The organism is Cryobacterium breve, assembly GCF_027594785.1.
Taxonomy (GTDB): Bacteria; Actinomycetota; Actinomycetes; order Actinomycetales; family Microbacteriaceae; genus Cryobacterium; species Cryobacterium breve_A.
The window spans coordinates 2,988,378-3,010,448 of sequence record NZ_CP075584.1 but is presented as its reverse complement, the minus strand read 5'-3'; the positions used below and the strand labels follow the sequence as shown (position 1 = coordinate 3,010,448).

11 protein-coding genes, 3 pseudogenes and 1 riboswitch are annotated in these 22,071 nt (G+C 69.7%); of the genes and pseudogenes, 9 read left to right on the top strand and 5 right to left on the bottom strand.

Annotation, left to right across the window (positions count from 1 at the left end):
* Positions 1-29 precede the first annotated feature (29 nt).
* The gene (locus tag KIV56_RS14660; RefSeq protein WP_281536170.1) at positions 30-1,748 is read right to left on the bottom strand and encodes a glycerol-3-phosphate dehydrogenase/oxidase; all 1,719 of its coding nucleotides are present in this window, start codon (positions 1,746-1,748) and stop codon (positions 30-32) included.
* A 153-nt stretch (positions 1,749-1,901) separates the two neighbouring features.
* Here KIV56_RS14660 and KIV56_RS14655 point away from each other — a divergent pair.
* A pseudogene (locus KIV56_RS14655) lies at positions 1,902-2,872 on the top strand (sugar-binding transcriptional regulator).
* 522 nt (positions 2,873-3,394) lie between these two features.
* Here the strand turns inward: KIV56_RS14655 and KIV56_RS14650 are convergent.
* The gene (locus KIV56_RS14650; RefSeq protein ID WP_281534022.1) at positions 3,395-4,285 is read right to left on the bottom strand and encodes an endonuclease domain-containing protein; all 891 of its coding nucleotides are present in this window, start codon (positions 4,283-4,285) and stop codon (positions 3,395-3,397) included.
* A gap of 333 nt (positions 4,286-4,618) precedes the next feature.
* Positions 4,619-4,749: riboswitch (FMN riboswitch) on the top strand.
* Between the two features lie 93 nt (positions 4,750-4,842).
* Here KIV56_RS14650 and ribD point away from each other — a divergent pair.
* The 6 genes from ribD (at position 4,843) to KIV56_RS14620 (ending at position 12,854) form a co-directional block, all read left to right on the top strand.
* Positions 4,843-5,946 carry a bifunctional diaminohydroxyphosphoribosylaminopyrimidine deaminase/5-amino-6-(5-phosphoribosylamino)uracil reductase RibD gene (gene ribD, locus KIV56_RS14645; protein ID WP_281534021.1) on the top strand — a complete coding sequence of 368 codons (1,104 nt, stop codon included), beginning with the start codon at positions 4,843-4,845 and terminating at the stop codon, positions 5,944-5,946.
* 1 nt (position 5,947) lies between these two features.
* Positions 5,948-6,580: a riboflavin synthase gene (locus KIV56_RS14640; protein ID WP_281534020.1), complete on the top strand. Its 633-nt coding sequence runs from the start codon at positions 5,948-5,950 to the stop codon at positions 6,578-6,580.
* A complete protein-coding gene (ribA, locus tag KIV56_RS14635; RefSeq protein WP_281534019.1) occupies positions 6,577-7,839 on the top strand; it encodes a GTP cyclohydrolase II in 1,263 nt (420 codons plus the stop codon). Before KIV56_RS14640 ends, ribA begins: the two co-directional genes overlap by 4 nt.
* Positions 7,836-8,315 carry a 6,7-dimethyl-8-ribityllumazine synthase gene (gene ribH, locus KIV56_RS14630; protein ID WP_281534018.1) on the top strand — a complete coding sequence of 160 codons (480 nt, stop codon included), beginning with the start codon at positions 7,836-7,838 and terminating at the stop codon, positions 8,313-8,315. The genes ribA and ribH overlap by 4 nt, the downstream gene beginning before the upstream one ends.
* A gap of 259 nt (positions 8,316-8,574) precedes the next feature.
* The gene (locus KIV56_RS14625; RefSeq protein WP_281534017.1) at positions 8,575-9,942 is read left to right on the top strand and encodes an MFS transporter; all 1,368 of its coding nucleotides are present in this window, start codon (positions 8,575-8,577) and stop codon (positions 9,940-9,942) included.
* A gap of 104 nt (positions 9,943-10,046) precedes the next feature.
* Positions 10,047-12,854: an ABC transporter transmembrane domain-containing protein gene (locus tag KIV56_RS14620; protein ID WP_432432559.1), complete on the top strand. Its 2,808-nt coding sequence runs from the start codon at positions 10,047-10,049 to the stop codon at positions 12,852-12,854.
* Positions 12,855-12,953: 99 nt separating this feature from the next.
* Here KIV56_RS14620 and KIV56_RS20570 read toward each other — a convergent pair.
* Both KIV56_RS20570 and KIV56_RS14610 read right to left on the bottom strand, forming a co-directional pair.
* A pseudogene (locus KIV56_RS20570) lies at positions 12,954-16,058 on the bottom strand (alpha-mannosidase).
* Complete coding sequence (locus KIV56_RS14610; protein ID WP_281534016.1) at positions 16,037-17,719, bottom strand: MFS transporter; 1,683 nt, start codon at positions 17,717-17,719, stop codon at positions 16,037-16,039. Before KIV56_RS14610 ends, KIV56_RS20570 begins: the two are co-directional and overlap by 22 nt.
* A 57-nt stretch (positions 17,720-17,776) precedes the next feature.
* Here KIV56_RS14610 and KIV56_RS14605 point away from each other — a divergent pair, with 57 nt between their 5' ends.
* Positions 17,777-18,349 (top strand): TetR/AcrR family transcriptional regulator, encoded by a 573-nt coding sequence (locus KIV56_RS14605; protein ID WP_281534015.1) that lies wholly within the window; start codon positions 17,777-17,779, stop codon positions 18,347-18,349.
* Between the two features lie 67 nt (positions 18,350-18,416).
* Here KIV56_RS14605 and KIV56_RS14600 read toward each other — a convergent pair.
* Positions 18,417-20,268, bottom strand: a pseudogene (locus KIV56_RS14600) (phosphoenolpyruvate carboxykinase (GTP)).
* A 187-nt stretch (positions 20,269-20,455) separates the two neighbouring features.
* Here KIV56_RS14600 and KIV56_RS14595 point away from each other — a divergent pair.
* A complete protein-coding gene (locus tag KIV56_RS14595) occupies positions 20,456-21,898 on the top strand; it encodes an XRE family transcriptional regulator (protein WP_281534014.1) in 1,443 nt (480 codons plus the stop codon).
* Positions 21,899-22,071: the final 173 nt, after the last annotated feature.

Genomic DNA, 22,071 nt, shown 5'->3' with positions numbered 1-22,071 from the left:
CAAACGTGCACGTTTGTGCAGATCGTCGTTTACGCGCGTGAAGCGGATGCCGCGTCGACGCTCGCGAGGTCCACGCCGTGCAGGTCGCGCAGCAGGCCGACGGTGCGCTCGACCTCGAGGGCGCGGCGGGCGGAATCCCAGCCGAGCACGGGCGCGAGGACGCCGGCGAGTTCTTCGAGCAGCGTCAGGCTGAGCTCGCCGCGGAAGGCCATGCTCGTGCGCCGGAGGACCAGGTCGGTCAGGTGCACCACAGATTCCGTGGCCGCGAGGAACTCGATCTCCCGGCGGGAGTACTCGGGGTGCTGCTTGAGCGCGGCGTCCGATTCGGCGGTGAGGAAGTCGATGACCTCACTGGCCCGGGTGCCATAGCGGGTCAGGAGTTGCTCGGCCCGCGGCGCACCGACCTCGTCGCCGTTCGCGGCGATCCAGACCCGGAGGGCGGCATCCGTCGACGGGAAGTTGCGACCGCCGCCGATGGCGAGGCCGACCGTCGAGACCGTGCGCGGCAGACCGAGCAGGGTCAGGATGTTGCCGCTCAGGTGCTCGGCAAGCGCGCGGAACGTGGTCCACTTGCCGCCGACCAGGCTGAGCAGGGTGCCCGGCCGGGCGCCGAGCGGACGGGACTCGATGCGGTAGTCGCGGGAGACGAACCCCGGCGCCTCGTCGTCGTGCCGGGGCAGCGGGCGTACCCCGGCGAACCGGAAGACGATCTGGAAACGGTCGACGGCCACATCCGGGAAAACGTGCTTGACGAGATCGAAGAAGTAGTCGACCTCGGCCTCGGTGCAGCGCGCGGGCTGGGTCATGTCGTGCTCGAGGTCGGTGGTGCCGACGAGCACCCGGCCCGCGAGCGGGTAGATCAGCACGATGCGGCCGTCCTTGTGCTCGAAGAAGATCTCGCGGCCGCCTGTTGCGGCGAGCAGCTCGGGGTTGTCGAGCACGACGTGCGACCCCTTGGTGCCGCCCATGTACGTGCTGGCCTGGCCGAGGGCCGTGTTCGTGAGGTCGGTCCATGGTCCCGAGGTGTTGACGACGACGTCCGCCGCAAAGCTGAATTCGGCGCCGGTGACCGTGTTCCGGAGGCGCACGCCCGCGGCATCCATGCCGATGGCCTCGATGTAGTTGGCGCTGCGTGCGTGCGCACCGGCAGCCAGGCCATCGGCGAGCACGTCGAGGGCGAGACGCTCGGGGTCGTGCATCGAGGCGTCGTAGTAGGTGGCCGTGTACTTGAGGCCCGGGTTGAGGCGCGGCAGCAGTCTGAGCGACGCCTTCCTGCCGAGGAACTCGTGCCGGGGCACCGTGCCGCCGTCGCGTGAGAAGGAGTCGTAGAGCATCATGCCGATCTTGATCAGCAGGGCACCACGTTCCTGGGCCGCACCCTGGCGGTGGGTGAGGAAGCGCATCGGCGCGGACATCACCCCGGAGAAGGTGGAGTAGATCGGAATGGTCGTCTTGAGAGGCTTGACGTAATGCGGGGCGATCTTCAGCAGGCTGTTGCGCTCCTCGACCGACTCCTTGACCAGGCGGAATTCCCCGTTCTCGAGGTAGCGCACACCGCCGTGGATCATGTGGGAGGAGGCCGACGAGGCGCCGGAGACATAGTCGCCCTTGTCGACGATTGCGACGTCGACGCCCTGCATCGCCAGGTCACGGAAGGTCGCGATGCCGTTGATTCCGGCTCCGATGATGAGCACCTGGGCCCGAGGGAGTTCCTGCAGGGCGGCCTGGGCGGCGGCTCCGCTGGACAGCGGACGGGCGGATGAGGACTGATCGGGAGTTGACGGCACTGATTCGCTCACTTCTTTGCGGCTGGGAAACTATGCGGGGTGGGTGATTCCTTCTACCCTGCTAAGTTCTACACAAACGGTCAAGTGGTTTGAACATATGTGCAAGGAGCCAGCATGCCCCACCCGAATGATCTGCCCCTGTCCGACCGCACCTCGGACGCCCTCACCGCGGCGCAGCTGTACTACGTGCAGGACCTCACCATGGAGGCCATCGCGCAGGAGCGCAGCACACTTCGCGTTCGTCGGTGTCCCGCCTGCTCAGCCAGGCCAGGGCAAGCGGACTGGTCGACATCCAGATCAGGTCGCCGCTCGACGCTCCGAGCCGGGTGGAGAAGCTGATTCTGGAGCGGTTCCAGGTCACCGCGCACGTTCTCCCGGTGCCGGACCATGCCAGCGACGTCGACAGGCTGGAGCGCGTGGCCCTGTCCGTTGCACGGATTCTCGGCGAATTCTTCGACTCCAACATGATCATGGGCATCGCCTGGGGTTCCACGATGAATGCCGTCAGCCGCCACCTGACCCCCAAACGCACCCACAACGCCCAGATCGTGCAGTTGAACGGCGCCGGAAACACCCGGAGCACGGGACTCGACTACGCGAACGAGATCCTGCGGCGATTCAGCAACGCGTTCGACGCCAGGCTGGAGCAGTTCCCGGTTCCCACCTTCTTCGACGACCCCGCCACCCGCACGGCCTACTGGCGGGAGCGCGGCCTGCGCCGGCTGCTGGAGATGCAGGGCAACATGGACGTCGCCCTCTTCAGCGTGGGCTCGCCCTTCTCCATGGTCCCGAGCCACGTGTATGTCGGCGGCTACCTCGACGACGACGAGTTCACGGCGCTCAGCGACGCCGGGGTCGTCGGCGACGTTGCGACCGTCTTCTACCGCGCGGACGGCTCGACCGACGGCATTCCGCTCAATGATCGCGGGACCGGACCGGGACTTTCGGTGCTGCGCCGCACCCCGCGGCGCATCTGCGTCGTTGCCGGCTCCTCCAAGGTGGACAGCCTCCGCGGCGCACTTGCCGCCGGCCTCATCACCGACCTGTTCATCGACGAGGGCACCGCCCGCGCCCTCGTCGGGTAGGAACCCACCGGCCCTCCGCCCTCCGCCACCGCACCCGCACCCGCACCCGCACCCGCACCCGGGTCATCCTTCTCGGCCGGGATACCCTGGCGTCCAATCACCCGCTGCTGCACGCATCCGCTGCCTGAGACCGGCCCAGCCGGAGGCGCGGAACCCGCCTTGCCTGCCGCCTCGGGGGCTAACTCAGGAAATCCTCGCCCGCATGATGGCGCAGCGCCCGGACCAGTGCCGGTGTCTCCGCACTTTCGCCAGAATCTCCTGAGTTAGCCCCCACGCCCGCCACACAGACGCCCTATCCGGACGTCCGCGTGCCCTGGGCCGCCGATGCCCGACGTACGGCACCGGCATTGCCCGCCCCGCCCGGGGGCTAACTCAGGAAATCCACGCACGCACGACCGCAACGCCCGGACCACTGCCGGTCTTTCCGCACGGTCGCCAGAATCTCCTGAGTTAGCCCCCACCCAGGGATGCCCGGCAGGTCACGCCCCGATGCCTACGGACCGACTGCGGCGGGAACCAGCGTCAGGCGATGACGGTGCGATAGTGGCGGTTGGCGGCCAGGAGACCGGCGATCGCGGAAACAACGCGCGCCGGATTGTGAATAATGTCCCGATAGAGGGCCCGGTACGTCATGTATCCGAGGGCGGCGAGGTCACAATCCCGGGTCCGATCGCGCACGTGCGCAGACCAGCCGTCGTGGAATTTCCTGCTGTCCGCCTCGACGACCAGGCAGCCTTCCACGACCATGTCCACGCGGCCGACGCCGACGATGGACACCTGGGATTCGAACGCGTAGCCTGCCTCCCTCACGATGTAGCGCAGCACGGTCTCCTGGCCCGAGTCGCTCCGGGCATCGACGAACGGGCGCAGGGCCCCGAACCGGGCAGGCAGGGCCGCGAAGATGGTCGCGACATCCTCGTCGCCGATCAGGCGCTGGTGTAGGGCGCTGTCCAGGGCCGCCATGGCGAATTTCGGCTCCTGGCAGCGAAAGACCTGAACGAGTGCATCCGCCAGACCCACCCGGTACTCGGTCCCGGCCTCGGAATCGAGCAGCCGCCCCCAGTGAAGTTCAACGCCGTCCCGGTTCCGATCGGTGAGGAGCTCGAACCGGTTGTGCGGGGCTCGCAGCCTGGAGCCCGTCGGGTGCACGTGGATGTGCGCGAAGGAATCGTCGAGCGCGAAGACGCCCGCGTGTGCCGCAGCGGAGACACACGCGAGGCGCCCGCCCAGACGCACCGCCTCGAGCAGGTGCACGTCCGTCTCCGGGAGCGCGTAGTGCCCGCGCCGCGCTCGGATGAGGAACCCGTTGTCGACAGCCGCCTGGAGAGAGCGCCACGTCGCACCCGCGGCGAGGAGGGCGGCCGTCTCGGCGATCTGAGCATTGCTTTCTTGGAAATACTCGGCCCACGTCATGCGGAAGCGCCACGTGCGCTGCGAGTGGCGCGGACGAGATCTGGGGATAACTTCAGGGCCGGTGCGCACGGTCCGTTTGCCTTTGCCCGGCCGACCGTGGCTAACTCAGGAAAAACACGCCCACGCGGAAACGGGGCTGCACTGGTCCGGGGCGGTGACACGGTTCCGCAACGGTTTTCCTGAGTTAGCCACGGAAGGTTCGGGTGTAGCTGCGGGCAGGCTACGGGGACGCTGCAGGCAGGCCACGGCACGTAAGAAAACGTCCAAATCCTGCACAGGGCCGGGCGGGAATTATCCGGGAGCGGGGGCGTTGGGCTATAACTAGAAGCAAGAAACGTGCTCCGGGGTCGGTGTAAGTCCGAACCGGCGGTGAAAGTCCGCGACCCGTTCCGCCCCCGGGCGAAACGGTTGAGCTGGTGAAATTCCAGCACCGACGGTTAAAGTCCGGATGAGAGGCGCACGATTCGGTTGGACCTTCGGGGCCCGCCGAAGGTTTGTGGCGTACGCGTATCCACAATCCACCCCCGGAGTTCGTTGCAGAAACGGATGAGGCGGGAATGATCCAGGACACCGAGCGTGAGCACCTCATGCGGCGCGCCCTCTCCCTCGCCGCCAACGGCCCAGCCGCCGGTCCGAACCCGCGCGTCGGCTGCCTCATCGTCGATGCGGACGGCACCGTCCTGGCCGAAGGCTGGCACCGGGGCGCCGGAACCGCGCACGCCGAAGTCGACGCCCTCGCACACCTTCCGGCCGGCGCCGCCCGAGGTACGACAGCGATCGTCACCCTCGAACCCTGCAACCACACCGGGCGCACCGGTCCCTGCTCCGTCGCCCTCATCGAGGCGGGCGTCAACCGGGTCGTCTACGCCGTGTCCGATCCGGGCCACGCGTCGTCCGGCGGCGCCGAGCGTCTGCGCGCCGCCGGCGTCGAGGTCGTCGGCGGGGTGCTCGCCGCCGAGGCCGAAGCGTTCCTCGCCGACTGGCTCGTCGCCGCGCGCCTCGGCCGTCCCTTCGTCACCCTCAAGTGGGCCTCGAGTCTCGACGGCCGTGCCGCGGCGGCAGACGGCTCGAGTCGCTGGATCACCGGCATCGATGCCCGGCTCGACGTGCACCGCCGCCGGGCGGGCTCTGACGCGATCCTCGTCGGCACCGGCACCGTCCTCGCCGACGACCCCGCCCTCACCGCCCGCGCCGACGACGGCACCCTGCTCTCGGCCCAGCCCATTCCCGTCGTGATCGGCACCCGCACCGTGCCGGCGGATGCCGCGGTCCGGCAGCACCCGCATCCGCCGCTGTTCTACCCCGGCCCCGACCTGGGCGCGATCCTCCGGGACCTGCACGCCCGCGGCATCCGCCGGGCCTTCATCGAGGGCGGACCGGGACTCGCGAGCGCCTTCGTCACGGCCGGGCTCGTGGACGAATACCTCGTCTACCTCGCACCGACCCTGCTCGGCGGCGACCGGCTCGCCCTCGGCGACATCGGCGTGACCGGGATCGACGAGCAGCGCCGGCTCGAGATCGACCACGTCGAACGCCTCGGCGACGACCTCCTCGTGATCGCCCGGCCTCGGGCGCTCCCCTCCACTCCCACCGCCAGCCCCGAAGCCACGGCTGCCGAAACCCGGCATGCCGAACCCGCACGCACCGAGACAAGGACCTGACATGTTCACCGGAATCATCGAGGAACTCGGCACCGTCGACCGGGTCGAACACGGTGCGGATGCCGTCCGCCTGACCGTTCGCGGCCCTCTCGCCGTGTCCGGGGCCGCGATCGGCGACTCGATCTCCGTCAACGGCGTCTGCCTGACCGTCGTCGAGCGCACGGAGGACACCTTCACCGCCGACGTGATGGCGCAAACCCTGCGGATGTCCACCCTCAGCGACGCCGGGCCGGGAACACCGGTCAACCTCGAGCGCGCTGCCCTCGTCGGCGGGCGCCTCGGCGGGCACATCGTGCAGGGCCACATCGACGGCACGAGCGAGCTGCTCGCGGTGACCCCGGGCGACGCCTGGCGGGTGCTGCGGTTCAGCCTCTCCCCCGAGCTCGCCCCGCTGGTCACGAACAAGGGGTCGATCGCCGTCGACGGGGTCTCCCTCACGGTCAGCACCATCAGCCCGGCCACCGAACCCGCACAGTGGTTCGAGGTCTCCCTCATCCCCGAAACCCTCACGGCCACGACGCTCGGAAAACGAACGGTCGGAGAGCACGTCAACATCGAAACCGATATCCTGGCCCGCCACGTCGAGCGCATGCTCGCCCTCGCGGACGCAGGATCACGAAGGAGTCACTCATGAGCCTCGCCGACATCCCCAGCGCGCTCGCGGAACTGCGTCTCGGCAAGCCGGTCATCGTCGCAGACGACGAAGGCCGGGAGAACGAGGGTGACGTGATCATCTCGGGGCAGATGGCCACCCAGGAATGGCTCGCGTGGACCGTGCGCTACTCTTCGGGCTTCATCTGCGCGCCGATGACCAATGAGCTCGCCGACAAGCTCAACCTGCCGATCATGGTGCCGAACAATGAAGACCCCCGCGGCACGAACTACACGATCTCCGTCGACGCCGCCGACCGGCTGAGCACCGGTATCAGCGCCGCCGACCGCGCCCACACGCTGCGCGTGCTCGCCGACCCGGCCTCGACGCCGTCGAGCCTGCACCGGCCCGGCCACATCATGCCTCTCCGCGCGAAGGACGGCGGCGTGCGCGAACGCGACGGCCACACCGAAGCAGCCGTGGACCTGATGAAGCTCGCCGGGCTCGCCCCCGTCGCGGGAATCTCCGAGATCGTCGCCGAGGACGGCGAGATGATGCGCTTGCCCGGCCTCCTCGAACTCGGGGAACGCGAGGGTGTGCTCGTGATCACGATCGCCGAGTTGATCGCCTACCTCGACGAGTTCCACGCGGACTCCGAGCTACCGACCGCGCACACGATCCGCGAATCCCCGCGCGTCGACTTCGAGGTCGAGACGACCGTGCCCACCCGGCACGGCGACTTCCGGATCCGGGCGTACCGCGACCGGATGACCGGAGCGGACCACGTCGCCCTCGTCTCGGGCACGCCCCGGGACGGCGCCCTCGTGCGGGTGCACTCCGAATGCCTCACCGGGGAGGCCTTCGGCTCGCTCAAGTGCGAGTGCGGGCCCCAGCTCGACGCGGCTCTCGACACCATCCAGGCGGAAGGCGGCATCGTGATCTACCTGCGCGGTCAGGAGGGTCGCGGCATCGGCCTGATCAACAAGCTCCGGGCATACAAGCTCCAGGAGCAGGGTCTCGACACGATCGACGCGAACCTCGCCCTCGGCCTGCCCGCCGACGCCCGTGACTACGGCGCCGCGAGCGCCATCCTCGACCAGATGGGCATCTCCTCGGTGCGCCTGCTCACCAACAACCCCGAAAAACTCCGCCAGCTCGAAGAGCACGGGGTCACGGTCGTCGAACGCGTGCCGCTCATCGTCGGCGTGGGCATCGACAACCAGGACTACCTCGCCGTGAAACGCGAGCGCATGGGCCACCATCTGGCCGACCGAGACATCCTGAAAGGACTCGCACTATGAGTGGAGCAGGCTCGCCCACGGTCGTCGTCGACGGCACGGGCCTCACGATCGTCATCATCGCCGGACGCTGGCACGACACAATCACCGACGGGCTGATCGCCGGCGCCACCCGGGTGCTCGAGGCATCCGGCGCCACGTACTCGCTTGTGCGCGTGCCGGGCAGCTTCGAGTTGCCGGTCGCCGCCAAGGTCGCTCTGGAGAATGGGGCGGATGCCGTCGTCGCGCTCGGCGTGATCATCCGCGGCGGCACCCCGCACTTCGAATACGTGTCCGCGGCCGCAACGGATGGCCTCACCCGGGTCGCCCTCGACACCGGGAAGCCGGTCGGCTTCGGCGTGCTCACCCTCGACGATGAGCAGCAGGGCCTCGACAGGGCCGGTCTGCCCGGTTCGAAGGAGGACAAGGGCGAGGAAGCGGCATCCGCTGCGATCAATACCGCCCAGGTGCTGCGCGGGCTCCGCAATCCGCTTCGGTAGTACCGACCGCGCCCGGTGACGAGCGGATGCCCGCAGCGGCATCCGCCCGCCCCGCCGCCGGCGTCCGCAAAAGTCCCGATTGGGCCACGGTTCGCCGCTGGATTTGAGTCCGTCACCGCGCGGACGTATGGTGCTAACGGCCGCCACAAGCGGACATCTCTCTCCGGACAGTCCCGGTTGCTGGCACGACGCCTGATCGACGCCGACGCTCCCGCCCGGCGCATGCCCGACCGCTCCCACCACGGAATGACTCTCTTCCATGTCTTCAGACACCCTGTCGCACGCGACGCCCTCCCCCTCCGCGCCTCCCGCGCCGACCAACCCGCGCAGCCGCGTCGTGCTCGCGAGCCTCATCGGCACCACGATCGAGTTCTACGACTTCTACGTCTACGCGACCGCGGCGGTGCTCGTCTTCCCGCACCTCTTCTTCCCGACCGGCAATGAGACCACGGCGCTGCTCGCCTCCTTCGCGGTCTTCGGCGCGGCCATGGTCGCCCGTCCCGTCGGCGCCCTCGTCTTCGGGCACTTCGGCGACAAGGTCGGCCGCAAGGCGACCCTCGTCGGCGCGCTGCTCACGATGGGCATCGCGACCTTCCTGATCGGGCTGCTCCCAACATATGCCCAGGTCGGCTGGTTCGCCCCGCTGCTGCTCGTCGTGCTGCGCCTCGCCCAGGGCTTCGCGCTCGGCGGCGAGTGGAGCGGCGCGGCCCTCGTCGCGACCGAGAACGCCCCCAAGGGAAGACGCGCCTGGTACGGGACCTTCCCGCAGGTGGGAGCGCCCATCGGCTTCATCATCGCGAACGGGTTGTTCCTGCTGATCGCGATGCTGCTGCCGAGCGACGACCCGACCCGGCCGTCGACCGCGTTCCTCGAGTGGGCCTGGCGGGTGCCGTTCCTGTTCTCCGCGGTCATGGTCATCATCGGGCTGTGGGTGCGGCTGCGCCTCGTCGAGAGCGACGCCTTCACGAAGGCCGCACGCACGAACCGGGTGCACAAGCTTCCGCTCGCCGCGGTGTTCAAGTCCAACTGGCGCGAGCTGATCCTCGGCACCTTCATCATGCTCGCGACCTACGTTCTGTTCTACCTGATGACGACGTTCAGCCTGAGCTACGGCCGCGCGGCGACGACCGCCCCCGTCGCGGGCCTCGGCTACAGCTACACGACGTTCGTGCTGATGATGATCGCCGGCGTGCTGTTCTTCGGCGTGTTCACCCTCGCCTCCGGGCCCTGGGCAGACCGCTTCGGCCGCCGCCGCACCCTGATCTGGGTCACCCTCGGCATCATCGTCTTCGGACTGCTCTTCGTGCCGCTGCTCGGCGCCGGCTTCCTCGGCGTGATGATCTTCCTGATCCTCGGCTTCACCCTGATGGGCATGACGTTCGGGCCGATGGGCGCGCTCCTGCCCGAGCTGTTCCCGACCGCGGTGCGGTACACCGGCTCGGCGTTCGCGTACAACATGAGCTCGATCCTCGGTGCGGCGGTCGCCCCGTTCATCGCGGTCTGGCTCTGGACGCTCGGCGGCGGCAGCCCGTTCTGGGTCGGCGTCTACCTCTCGGTCATGGCGGCCATCACCCTGGTCGCCCTGTTGCTCAGCCGCGAGACCAAGGACGTCGACATCGAGGCGTAGCCGGGTCCCTCCGTGACCTTTCCGGTCGAGAGTGCCCGTTCCGCGGGTCGCTCTCGACCGGAACGGGACGGGTCACGGGCGGGGTTTGAGGTTAAACTCGATTGGTGAGTACCCCGATCAGTGACGCCAGCACGCCCGCCGAAACCGCAGCATCCACCGGGCCGGCACCGGCGCCTGCACCGAAGCCGCGCAGCCGTTTCGGTCGACTCGGGCGCCGGGCGGATGCCGCGACCGGCCCCCGCGCGACCTTCGGCCAGCTGCTCCCCTACCTTCTCGAGCACAAGAAGGTGCTCAGCATCGTCGTCGTGCTGAGCATCCTCGGGGCGCTCGCGAGCCTCGCCCAACCGCTCCTGGTCAGCCAGGTCATCACCGTCGTGCAGCAGAACCAGCCGCTCGGTGCACTCGTCTGGGGGCTCGTCGCGCTCGTGGTCGTGTCCGGCCTGATCAGCGGCTACCAGCACTACCTGCTGCAGCGCACCGGTGAGGGTGTCGTGCTCTCGAGCCGGCGCAAGCTCATCGGGCGGATGCTGCGCCTCCCGATCAGCGAATTCGACACGCGCCGCACCGGCGACCTCGTCTCCCGGGTCGGCTCAGACACGACCCTGCTGCGCGCCGTGCTCACCCAGGGACTCGTCGAAGCGATCGGCGGCTCGCTCACGTTCCTCGGCGCGCTGATCGCGATGCTCGTGATCGACCCGGTGCTGCTCGGGCTGACCGTGCTCGTGATCGCGGCATCCGTCGTCACGGTCACGCTCTTGTCGCAGCGCATCCGGGTCGCGAGCCGCGAGGCTCAGGAGAAGGTCGGCGCCCTCGCCGCGAGCGTCGAGCGGGCGATCAGCGCGATCCGCACCGTGCGCGCCTCGAACGCGACCGAGCGCGAGATCGCGGCCGTCGATGCCGACGCGACAGGTGCCTACCGGATGGGCCTGCAGGTCGCGAAGATCTCGGCCCTCGTCGTGCCGATCGCCGGCATCGCGATGCAGGTCTCCTTCCTCGTCGTGCTCGGCGTCGGCGGGTTCCGCGTCGCGAGCGGCCAGATCACGGTTGCGAACCTGATCGCGTTCATCCTCTTCCTGTTCCTGATGATCCTCCCGCTCGGCCAGGCCTTCGGCGCGATCACCTCGGTCAACTCCGCGCTCGGCGCCCTCGGCCGCATCCAGGAGATCATCGACCTGCCCGCAGAGGACCAGTTCGACCGCGACCTGTTCCCGCTCGCGATCACCGTCGGCGCCGCCAATGAATCGGTGCGGCCGGACGCCCCCGCGATCTCCTTCGAGAACGTGTTCTTCGGGTATGCGACCCAGGCGTCGGCAGCGGATGCCGCGGTGCCCGTCGACGCCGCGGGCGACGACCTGTCTGCTGCCGGATCTGGTGCCGGGTCCGGTGCCGGGTCCGCTTCGGCGTCTGCCTTCGGTGATTCCGGCGTCTCGCCCGCCGGCCTTCCCGGGGATGCCATGCCGAACGCGCTCGTGACGGCCCTCGTCGCTCCCGGCGTGATCGAGGCGATGCTCGCCGAACCCGACCTGGTCGACGCCGACCTCGCCGCAGCCGACCGCGCCGCCGCCGACCGGGCCGCCGTGGACCTGGCGCACGCCGAGCAGGCCGCCGCCCACCTGGCCGCAGCGGAGCACGCCGCCGCCACCATGGCGGCCGCACGTCCCGCCGCCGCCCTCGCCGCGGAGTCCGCGGCCGCGGCGAACGCGTCCGCCAGGGCCGCCGCGACCGCCGCCGCCTCTGCCGAGGCCGCCGCCGAGGCATCGGCCGCGATGACCGCCGCGGTGTATGCCGCGGCCACCGGCACCGTGTCGATCGCTGCGGTCGCAGCGGCCACGTCGTTTGCCGCCCCGGCGTCAGACGCCGGCGGCGAGGACCTTGCGGCTGCACACGCCGACGCCGATGCCGGCGCCGACGGGCGGCCTGACCTGACGAACGACGCCCCTTCGGCCACCCCCTCCGTCATTCCCACCGCCACTCCCTCTTCCGGCCTGGCTGTCTCGGACGTTTCGGAGACTTCGGGCACCGTGGGCACGGTCAGCGCCTCAGCTGCCGACTCTGCGTCAGATGCCCTGGCCGCCGACTCTGACCCGGTCGCCGGTGCGGCCCACAGCGTGGCCGTCGAGGACGGTCCAGCCGATGCCGCACACCCCGACGGCAGTGCGGTCGGCGACCTCGGGTCCGACCCCGTCGAGAGCGCAAGCATGGCCGCTGCCGTAACTGACTCTTCTGAACCGCGGCCCGTCCTGCGCGGGGTGTCCTTCAGCGCTCCGCGCGGCCTGCGCACCGCGCTCGTCGGCCCGTCCGGCGCCGGGAAGAGCACCATTCTGGCGCTCATCGAACGGTTCTACGACCCGAACGCGGGCATCGTCCGGCTCGGCGGCCTGGACATCCGCACCCTGGACCGCACGGCGCTGCGGTCGCAGATCGGCTACGTCGAGCAGGACGCCCCCGTGCTCGCCGGCTCGCTGCGCGACAACCTCGTGCTCTCGGCGCCGGATGCCACCGACGAGGAGTGCATCGCCGTGCTGCACGCGGTCAACCTCGGCGAGGTGCTCGAACGCGACCCGGCCGGGCTCGGCGCGGCCGTCGGGGAATCCGGCGTGATGCTCTCCGGTGGCGAACGCCAGCGGCTCGCGATCGCCCGGGCGCTGCTCGCGGCGCCGCCGATCCTGCTGCTCGACGAGTCGACGTCGAGTCTCGACGGGGTCAACGAACAGCTCATGCGGGCCGCGATCGACGCCGTCGCCGTCGACCGCACGCTCATCGTGATCGCGCACCGGCTCTCGACCGTCGTCGACTCCGACCAGATCGTCGTGCTCGACCACGGCCGGGTGATCGGCACAGGGACGCACTCCGAGCTCGTCGTGTCGACGCCGCTGTACCGGGACCTCGCCAAGCACCAGCTGCTCGTCTAACCACCCGGGGAATCGCGCCGGTGACCCCCTGACCCCTGACGAATTCGACGGAGTTTTTGCGTTTCCGGCACGTGGGAGGCCGGTTTTGGCCCGAAAACCCTAAAAACTCCGTCGAATCGGTTGGGGGTAGCGGAGGGTGAGGAGCTGGAACGGCCGCAGGCTCGAGGTCGAGTGCGCGGCCCGCTTGCGAGAGCGGAAGGCCGGGCTCGTCGAGCCGGCGTTCGAGCAGGTCGGTCGGGTAGGCATCCGCTGCCTCAGAAGCGGCGGATGACCCGGGCACGCGCCCGGGACCCGTGCGCCTCGTAGATGCGCACGACCAGGTCGCCGCTGCGGTCTTCGGCGAGCTTGACCGCCTCGATCACGACGGCGGGGTTGTCGACCTCGAGGAGCGGCTCGATGCTGTCGGTCGCGACGCCGGTCACGGTGCGGAGCGGGAGGTTGAGCCGGTAGCCTTCACTGATTGCGTCGGCGATGCTCGCGCCCGGACGCACGGCGACCCGGAAAGCATGCCCGCCCTGGTCGGCCTCGGGGTCTGGGAACAACGCCGCGCGCAGGAGCGACAGCCGCACGGTGGTCGTGGCGCGGCCGCCGGCGTCCGTCGAGCGGCCGATGTCGTGGCCATAGGTCGAGTCGTTCGCGACCGCGACCCCGTAGCCTGGCTCGCCGACGTGCACCCAGCGGTGCGCGCAGGTCTCGAAGCGGGCGGTGTCCCAGGACGTGTTCGCGTGCGTCGGTCGGTAGACGTGCCCGAACTGGATCTCGGAGGCGGCCCGTTCGGCGTGCACGTCGAACGGGAACTCGATCTTGAGGAGTTTCTGGCGTTCGTGCCAATCCACGTCGAAGGCGAGGTCGAGCGTCGTGGAGCCGGCCGCGAGGGTGATCCCCTCCACGAAGCGGGAGGAGCCGAAGACGCGGGTCACCCGCACGCAGGCCTCGGCGGGCGTGTCGGCCACGACCTCGACGGACACCGCGGCGTCGAGCGGAACGCTTGTGCGCTTGTAGTGGGCGTCGATGTCCCAGGCGTCCCACTGGGTGGGGGTGTCGCGGTGCAGCAGCAGCCGGTTGCCGCGGGCGCCCGACGGGATGAGTTCCCGGTCGGCGCGGAGGTCGCGCAGGGAGGTGACGAGCCCGTCGGCGTCGAGCGTGACGCTGACGAGGGCGTTCGCGAGCACGAGCAGGCCGGACGCCGTGCGGGTCACGGTTGCCGGGGCATCCGCTGCGCCGGTGCCGCTGCCGGCCTCGAGAATCGATGTCGGGGCCGCGCCGAGAGCGGGCACGCCGCGCAGGGAGTACGGACCGGCGTTGAGCGATGCCGCGTGGGCCCCGGTGCCGCAGAGCGCAGTGACGGATGTCGCGACGAGTGCCTCGAGGTCGCGCGCGACCTCCGCGAAATGACGTTCGGCCTCCTGGTGCACCCACGCGATCGACGACCCGGGCAGGATGTCGTGGAACTGCTGCAGCAGCACGGTCTGCCAGGCCCGCTCGAGCGCCGCATACGGGTAGTCGGCCCCGCTGCGGATGCTCGCGGTCGCGGCCCAGAGTTCGGCCTCCCGCAGCAGGTGCTCGCTGCGCCGGTTGCCGCGTTTGGTGCGGGCCTGCGAAGTGTAGGTGCCACGGTGGAACTCGAGGTAGAGCTCGCCCGACCAGATCGGCGCCTCGGGGTACTCGGCCTCGGCGGCCTCGAAGAACCGTCGCGGGGTGGAGAGCTCGACCGCCGGGGACCCTTCGAGCGAGGCGGTCCGGCGCGCGGCGGCGATCATCTCGGCCGTCGGGCCGCCCCCGCCGTCGCCCCAGCCGAACGGGACGAGCGAGGTGGTGGCCATGCCCTTCTCGGAATACTGGGACTCTGCGCGGGCGAGGTCCGAGCCAGAGAGGTCGGAGCCTGTAGGTGTCGACGGGCGGGAAATGCGTGAAGATGCGGGTGCCGTCGATGCCCTCCCAGCGGAAGGTGTGGTGCGGCATCCGGTTCGTCTCGTTCCACGACGACTTCTGGGTCAGGAACCAGCGCGACCCGGCCGCCGCGATGATCTGCGGCAGGGCCGCGGAGTAGCCGAACGAGTCGGGCAGCCAGACCTCGAGCGGCTCGATCCCGAACTCCGCCAGGAAAAACCGTTTCCCCGCCATGAACTGCCTGGCGAGGGATTCCCCGCCGGGCATATTCGTGTCCGACTCGACCCACATCCCGCCGACCGGCACGAAGGCGCCCGCGGCGACCTGGGCGCGTACCCGTTCGAACAGTTCGGGGTAGTACTCCTTGAGCCAGGCATACTGCTGGGCGGATGACGCGGCGAACGTGAACCCCGGATACTCGGCTGCGAGGGCGAGCACGTTCGAGAAGGTGCGGGCGACCTTGCGCACGGTCTCCCGCACCGGCCAGAGCCAGGCGCTGTCGATGTGGGCGTGCCCGACCGCATGCACCCGGTGCGCGCTCGCTGTGGCTGGCTGCGCGAGCGCGGGGGCGAGCACCGCACGCCCGGCCGCCGCGGTGCCGGAGACGTCGGCCGGGTCGAGCACGTCGAGGCAGCGCTCAAGGGTGCGCAGGATCCCGGCCGCGCGCGTAGAACCCTGCGGCAGGGCCCTGCGGAGCCCGTCGAGGGTGAGGACGTCCTGCAACAGCTCCCAAACCTCCTCGTCGCGGAGCGCGAGGTCGAACTGCCGCAGCCGGTACAGCGGTTGGGTGTCGGCCGTGGCCGGGTCGCCGTTCCGGGTCGGCACGAAGGTGAAGCCCGCGGTGACGTCGGGGTTGGCGGCGGCCTCGACGTAGAAGTCGACTGAAGTCGCGCCGCCCGCAACCAGCGGCGCCAACGGCAGAGAGCGGTTACGCGGTGCGATGCCCTTGATCACGGTGCCCGCTGCTGTCCAGGCGATGCCTTCCGCCTGGAAGCCCGGGGCCGCGTCGGTGAAGCCGAGGTCGACGACGGCCTCGATCCGGGTGCCGGGCTGTGCGGCCCAGTCCGCGGGGATCGTGCCCGTTGCGTGGAACCAGACCGTTCCCCAGGGGCGACCCCATGCCTCGCCGGGGGCGGACGGCGTGTAGGACTGCCGGACGGCCTCGGCGAAGGTCGCCGGGGCATCCGTCATCGGAGCCGTCGACACCCAGGCCGAGACCCGCAGCGGCAGCGCCTGGCGGTACACGGCCGGCCGCAGCCGTTCGCGCAGGAACCGGTCGATGCGCTTCTGGATCAGTGCGGCCTCGTCGTCCATGCCAGCATCCTACGACCGCCCCCGGGGGCTAACTCAGGAAATCCGCACCGGTTGGTCGGAACCGCCGCACTATTCCGCGGCCCCGGCTGCGCAGCCCGGCAGATCTCCTGAGTTAGCCCCATCACTGGCCCGGCACGCTCCGCTGCCGGGGTCATCCGTGACCGGCGGGTCAGCCCAGGTGCACGATCTCGGGGGCGCCGACGAGGTCCGCCTTCGAATGCTTGATCATGAAGAACGAGATCGGGGCGGCAAGCAGGATCAGCCCGGCCGCCCAGAGGAAGGCGACCGAATACCCGCTCACAAAGGCGTCGAGCCTGAACGGTCGGCGTCACCGGGTTCGATGCCAGGTCGCTCGAGATCGCGGCCGTGTACAGGGCGGTGAACAAGGCGGTGCCGATCGACCCGCCGATCTGCTGCGTCGCGGAGACGGCGGCACTGGCCACGCCGGCGTCGTGCGCGTCGATGCCGGCGAGGGCGACGTTCTGCAGCGGCACGAAGATGGCGGCGAGTCCAATGCCGAGCAGGATGACACCCGGCAGCACCCGCAGCACGTAGTCGTCGTGGACGGTGACGAAGGACAACCAGGCGAGCCCGGCTGCGGCGATGACCGGGCCGATCGTCAGGGGCAGGCGCACGCCGACCTTCGGCAGGATGCCGGAGAGCGCGGTCGCGCAGACCATGATGGTCGCGGTCATCGGGAGCGAGGCGAGCCCGGAGCGGAGCGGCGAGTAGCCGAGCACGATCTGGAAGTACAGGGTGAGGAAGAACAGGCCGCCGAGAAGGCTCGCACCGGTGAGCAACGAGACCAGGAAGGCGCCGCCACGGACCCGGTCGGTGACGACCCGGAGCGGCAGCAGCGGGTTCGTTGCCCGGGCCTCGACGACGACGAAGGCCACGAGCAGCACGACGCCGAGGGCGAGGAAGCCGATCGTCTCGACCCGACCCCAGCCGTTCTCGGCCTGGCTGAAGCCATAGACGAGGGAGGCGAGGCCGGTGACGATGAGGATCACGCCGGGCAGGTCGTAGCGGGTGTTTCCGTGCGCTCGGCTCTCCTCCATCAGCGGGATCGCCGCGAGGATTGCGACGAGGGCGATCGGCACGTTCACGAGCAGGCACCAGTTCCAGCTGGTGAACTCGGTGAGCACGCCGCCGAGCACGAGGCCGACGGCCGCTCCACCGCCTCCGATCGCGCCGTAAACGGCGAAGGCCTTGATCCGGTCCGTGCCGCCGGGGAACGTGATGGTGAGGATCGCGAGCGAGGCCGGGGCGAGCAGGGCCGCGAACGCGCCCTGGAGGCCACGGGCGATCAACAGCTGGGTGGTGGTGTCGGCGAGGCCGCCGACCATGGATGCCAGTGCGAACCCGGCCATCCCGACGAGGAAGGAGCGCTTGCGGCCCCAGTAGTCGGCGATGCGGCCGCCGAGCAGCAGAAGCGAGCCGAAGGCGAGCGCGTAGATCGTGACGACCCAGGTGCGGTCGCCGTCGCTCATGGCGAGGGCAATCTGGGCCTTCGGCAGGGCGATGTTGACGATGGTGCCGTCGAGCACGACCATGAGCTGGGCCAGTGCCAGCACGGCGAGGAGCCACCAGCGGCGCGGGTGCGCGGCGGGATCGGACAGGGGCGGGGAAGAGACGGAGACAGCAGGAGCAGGGGAACTCATCGAGACAGAAATCCTATTCAAACGAACTAGTTGGTTGGGATAGGTATGATCTTAGTCATGAGGAGTGACGGCGAAGCGACCCGCGAACGAATTCTCGATGCAGCCCAGGCCGAGTTCGCCCGGTACGGCCTCGCCGGCGCGCGCGTCGACCGCATCGCCACGGCCGCAAAGGCGAGCAAGGAGCGTCTCTACGCCTATTTCGGCGACAAGGGCAGCCTGTTCACGGCGGTGCTCGAGGTGAACCGGCGCGACGTGATGGCCGCCATCCCGATGGACACGAACGACCTGCCCGGATTCGTCGGCCGGGTCTTCGACCACGTCGTCGAATACCCCGAACACTCGCGGATGCTCGACTGGGCCAGGCTCGAGGGCGCCGCCGCGCTGCTGCCGACGACCTCGGAGTGGCGCAACGGCCCGGAGGCGTGCGCGATCGCCGCGGCCCAGGCCCGCGGCGAGATCGACCCCAGCTGGGATCCGGAAGACCTCGTCACCCTCGTCTTCTCGCTCGCGACGTCGTGGGTGCACTCCCCCGGGGTGTTCCCGGCCCCGGGCAGCGCGCCGGAGGCATCCGTGCGCGAACGCCGCCGGGCCGCAGCGGTCGCCGCGGCCCGCAAACTCATCGCCCCCTGAGCCGGGGCGGGCCGGGCCGGGCCGGGCCGGGCAGCGGATGCTGCCGGCCGGCCCCGACGGCCCGCCGCTACCCCTTGAGGTGGTAGCGCACGCTCGAGAGTTCGGCGAGCAACGCAGCGGGGACCCGGTCGCCGAACTGGGCGAAGTAGTCCTCGGTGAGGTCGCACTCGGCGAGCCAGCTCGTCTTGTCGATGTGGAACAGCTGCTCCACGGTCTCGTCCGAGAGGTCGAGACCGGCAAGGTCCAGGGCGCCCGCGGCGGGGAGGCGTCCGATCGGAGTGTCGACGGCATCCGTCGACCCTTCGATGCGGCGCACGATCCACTCGATCACCCGCGAGTTCTCGCCGAAGCCGGGCCAGAGGAAGCTGCCGTCCGCGCCCTTGCGGAACCAGTTGACCTGGAAGATCTCGGGGGCGCGGCTGCCGAGGCCCTTGCCGACCTTCAGCCAGTGCGCCCAGTAGTCGGCCATGTTGTAGCCGCAGAACGGGAGCATCGCGAAGGGGTCGCGGCGGAGTTCGCCGACGGTGCCCTCTGCGGCGGCGGTCTTCTCGGACGAGATCGTCGCCCCCATGAAGACGCCGTGCTTCCAGCTGCGGGCCTGGGCGACGAGGGGCACGTTCGTGGCGCGCCGCCCGCCGAAGAGGATCGCGTCGATCGGAACGCCGCCCGCGGCCTCCCAGTCGTCGGAGATCGAGGGGCATTGCGCCGCCGCGACCGTGAAGCGGGAGTTCGGGTGGGCGGCCGGCGTCGGCGACGAGGGCGTCCAGTCGTTGCCCTCCCAGTCGATCAGGTGGCTCGGCGGGGTCGCGGTGAGGCCTTCCCACCAGACGTCACCGTCGTCGCGGAGGGCGACGTTCGTGAAGATCGTGTTGCCCCAGACGGTCTGCACCGCGGTCGGGTTGGTTTCGATTCCGGTGCCGGGGGCGACGCCGAAGAAGCCCGCCTCCGGGTTGATCGCCCAGAGGCGGCCGTCGGGGCCGGGGCGGAGCCAGGCGATGTCGTCGCCGATGGTCTCGACGGACCAGCCGGGGATGGTCGGGCGCAGCATCGAGAGGTTGGTCTTGCCGCAGGCGGAGGGGAAGGCGCCGGCGAGGTGAACGGCGCGTCCCTCCGGCGAGGTGACCTTGATCAGGAGCATGTGCTCGGCGAGCCAGCCCTCGTCGCGGGCCATCACCGACGCGATCCGCAGGGCGAAGGACTTCTTCGAGAGCAGCGCGTTGCCGCCGTAGCCCGAGCCGTACGACCACACCTCGCGGGTCTCGGGGAACTGCACGATGTACTTGGTGTCGTTGCAGGGCCACGTGACGTCGGGGCGGGTCTCGCCCGCGGCATCCGTGAGCGGGTAGCCGACGCTGTGGATGGTCTGCACCCAGCGGGCTCCTGCCTCGATCAGTTCGAGGACGGCGTTGCCCATGCGGGTCATGATGCCCATGTTGAGCACGACGTAGGGCGAGTCGGTGATCTCGACGCCGAGCTGGGAGATCGGGCCGCCGAGCGGGCCCATCGAGAACGGCACGACGTACATCGTGCGGCCGCGCATGCTGCCGGCGAAAACGGCGCGCAGGCTCGTCCTTCATCGTGGCGGGGTCGGCCCAGTTGTTGGTGGGGCCGGCGTCGTCGGGGTCCGTCGAGCAGATGAAGGTGCGGTCTTCGACCCGGGCGACGTCGGACGGGCTCGTGCGGGCGAGGTAGCTGTTCGGGCGCCATTCGGGGTTGAGCTTGATGAGCTTGCCCTCGGTGACGACCTGCTTGGAGAGTTCGTCGGCCTCCCGGCTCGACCCGTCGCACCAGACCACTTCGTCCGGCCGGGTCAGCCGGGCGATGGAATCGACCCAGGACTGGAGGTTGGGGTCCGTGGTACCGGCGGTGTCGTCGGAATCGCTTCCGCTGGATGTGACTCGGAAGTGGGCGATTGTCATCTCCTGGCCTTTCTCGGTATGGGGTGTACAGCGGATGCCTGCGGTCGTGATCGAAGCATCCGCCCGGCTTGTCTTCGGTGACATTTCGTCCGTAACTTTGTGCTGCAGAACCAGAATGCGCGCGATTTTCCCTCCCGGATCAAAAAACTCTTGTTAAGAATCGTGCTTCTTTAGATATTGTTAAGGAATGCCAACTCGAGCCTCCGACCTCGTCACCCTGGGCCTGCGCATCCGCCACTATCGCGGCGAGCGCGGCCTCACCCTCGACCAGCTCGGCGAGCAGGTCGGGCTCGCGGGCAGCCAACTGTCGCTCATCGAAAACGGCAGGCGGGAGCCGAAATTGTCGATCCTGCAGGACGTCGCGACCGTGCTCGGCGTTCCGATCGCCGACCTGCTCAACGGCGAGGCGCCGAACCGGCGGGCCGCCCTCGAGATCGAGCTCACGCGGGCGCAGAAGAACCCGCTCTACGGCGCGCTCGGCCTGCCCGAGGTCAAGGTCACCAAGGGCATGCCGGTCGCGGCCCTCGAGTCGCTGATCGGGTTGCACCGTGAGCTGGCGCGGCGGGCGAGCGAGGCGATCGCGACGCCGGAAGAGGCCAGGCGGGCGAACACCGAGCTGCGCGAGCTCATGCGCGAGCAGAACAACTACATGCCCGACATCGAACAGCTGGCCGAGGACCGGGTGCGGGCATCCGGCCACGTCTCCGGTGCGCTCACGCATCGCGAGGTGAGCGTGATGGCCGAGCAGCTCGGCTTCAGCCTGATCTATGTCAACGACCTGCCGAACTCGACCCGCTCGGTGACCGACCTCGTCAACCACCGGATCTACCTGCCACCGGCGTCGATCCCCGGCGGCCACGGGCTGCGGTCGATGGCGCTCCAGGCGATGGGACACCGGCTGCTCGGGCACGAACGCCCGGCGAGCTACGCCGAGTTCCTCTGGCAGAGACTGCAGATCAACTACTTCGCCGCCGCGTGCCTGATGCCACCCGCCGCATCCGTGGCCTTCCTCGCGCGCGCGAAACGCGAGCGCGAGCTCTCGGTCGAGGACTTCCGTGACGCCTTCGGCGTGACCCACGAGGCCGCAGCCCTCCGGCTGACCAACCTCGCGACCTCGCACCTCGACATGCCGCTGCATTTCCTCAGGGTCACCGGCGACGGCGCCCTGCAGAAGGGCTACGAGAACGACGGCCTGCCACTGCCGGTCGATGTCACGGGTTCGATCGAGGGCCAGTTCGTCTGCAAGCAGTGGAGCGCCCGCAGCGCCTTCACCCATACCAACCGCACCACCGAGTTCTACCAGTACACCGACACACCGGCAGGCACCTTCTGGTCGGCGACGCAGACCGGGGCGGCGGATGGTGGCGAGTTCTCGATCAGCGTCGGGGTGCCGTTCGTGCACGCCAAGTGGTTCCGCGGCCGCGAGACCGTGCAGCGAGCCGTGTCGCGCTGCCCGGACGAGTCCTGCTGCCGCCGGCCGGCGTCCGACCTGGCCGCGCACTGGGCCGGCCACGCCTGGCCGAGCGCCCGCCTGCACGCGCACGTGCTCTCCCCTTTGCCGAGCGGCACCTTCCCGGGCGTCGACGACACCGAGGTCTACGAGTTCCTCGAGGCCCACGCCGCCCCCTGAGCCGCGCGGCGTCCCGAAACCGCCCTGGGCATCAGAGGAGACGTCTCGCACCTGAGGATCTGTCCGCTCACGCAGCAGAGCGACGGACGCGCTACCGTCGTACGAGACGTTCGTACCGCGTTCACACGACAGGGGAATCCATGGCAGACAATGACGCCGAAGCGGTGCTGCCC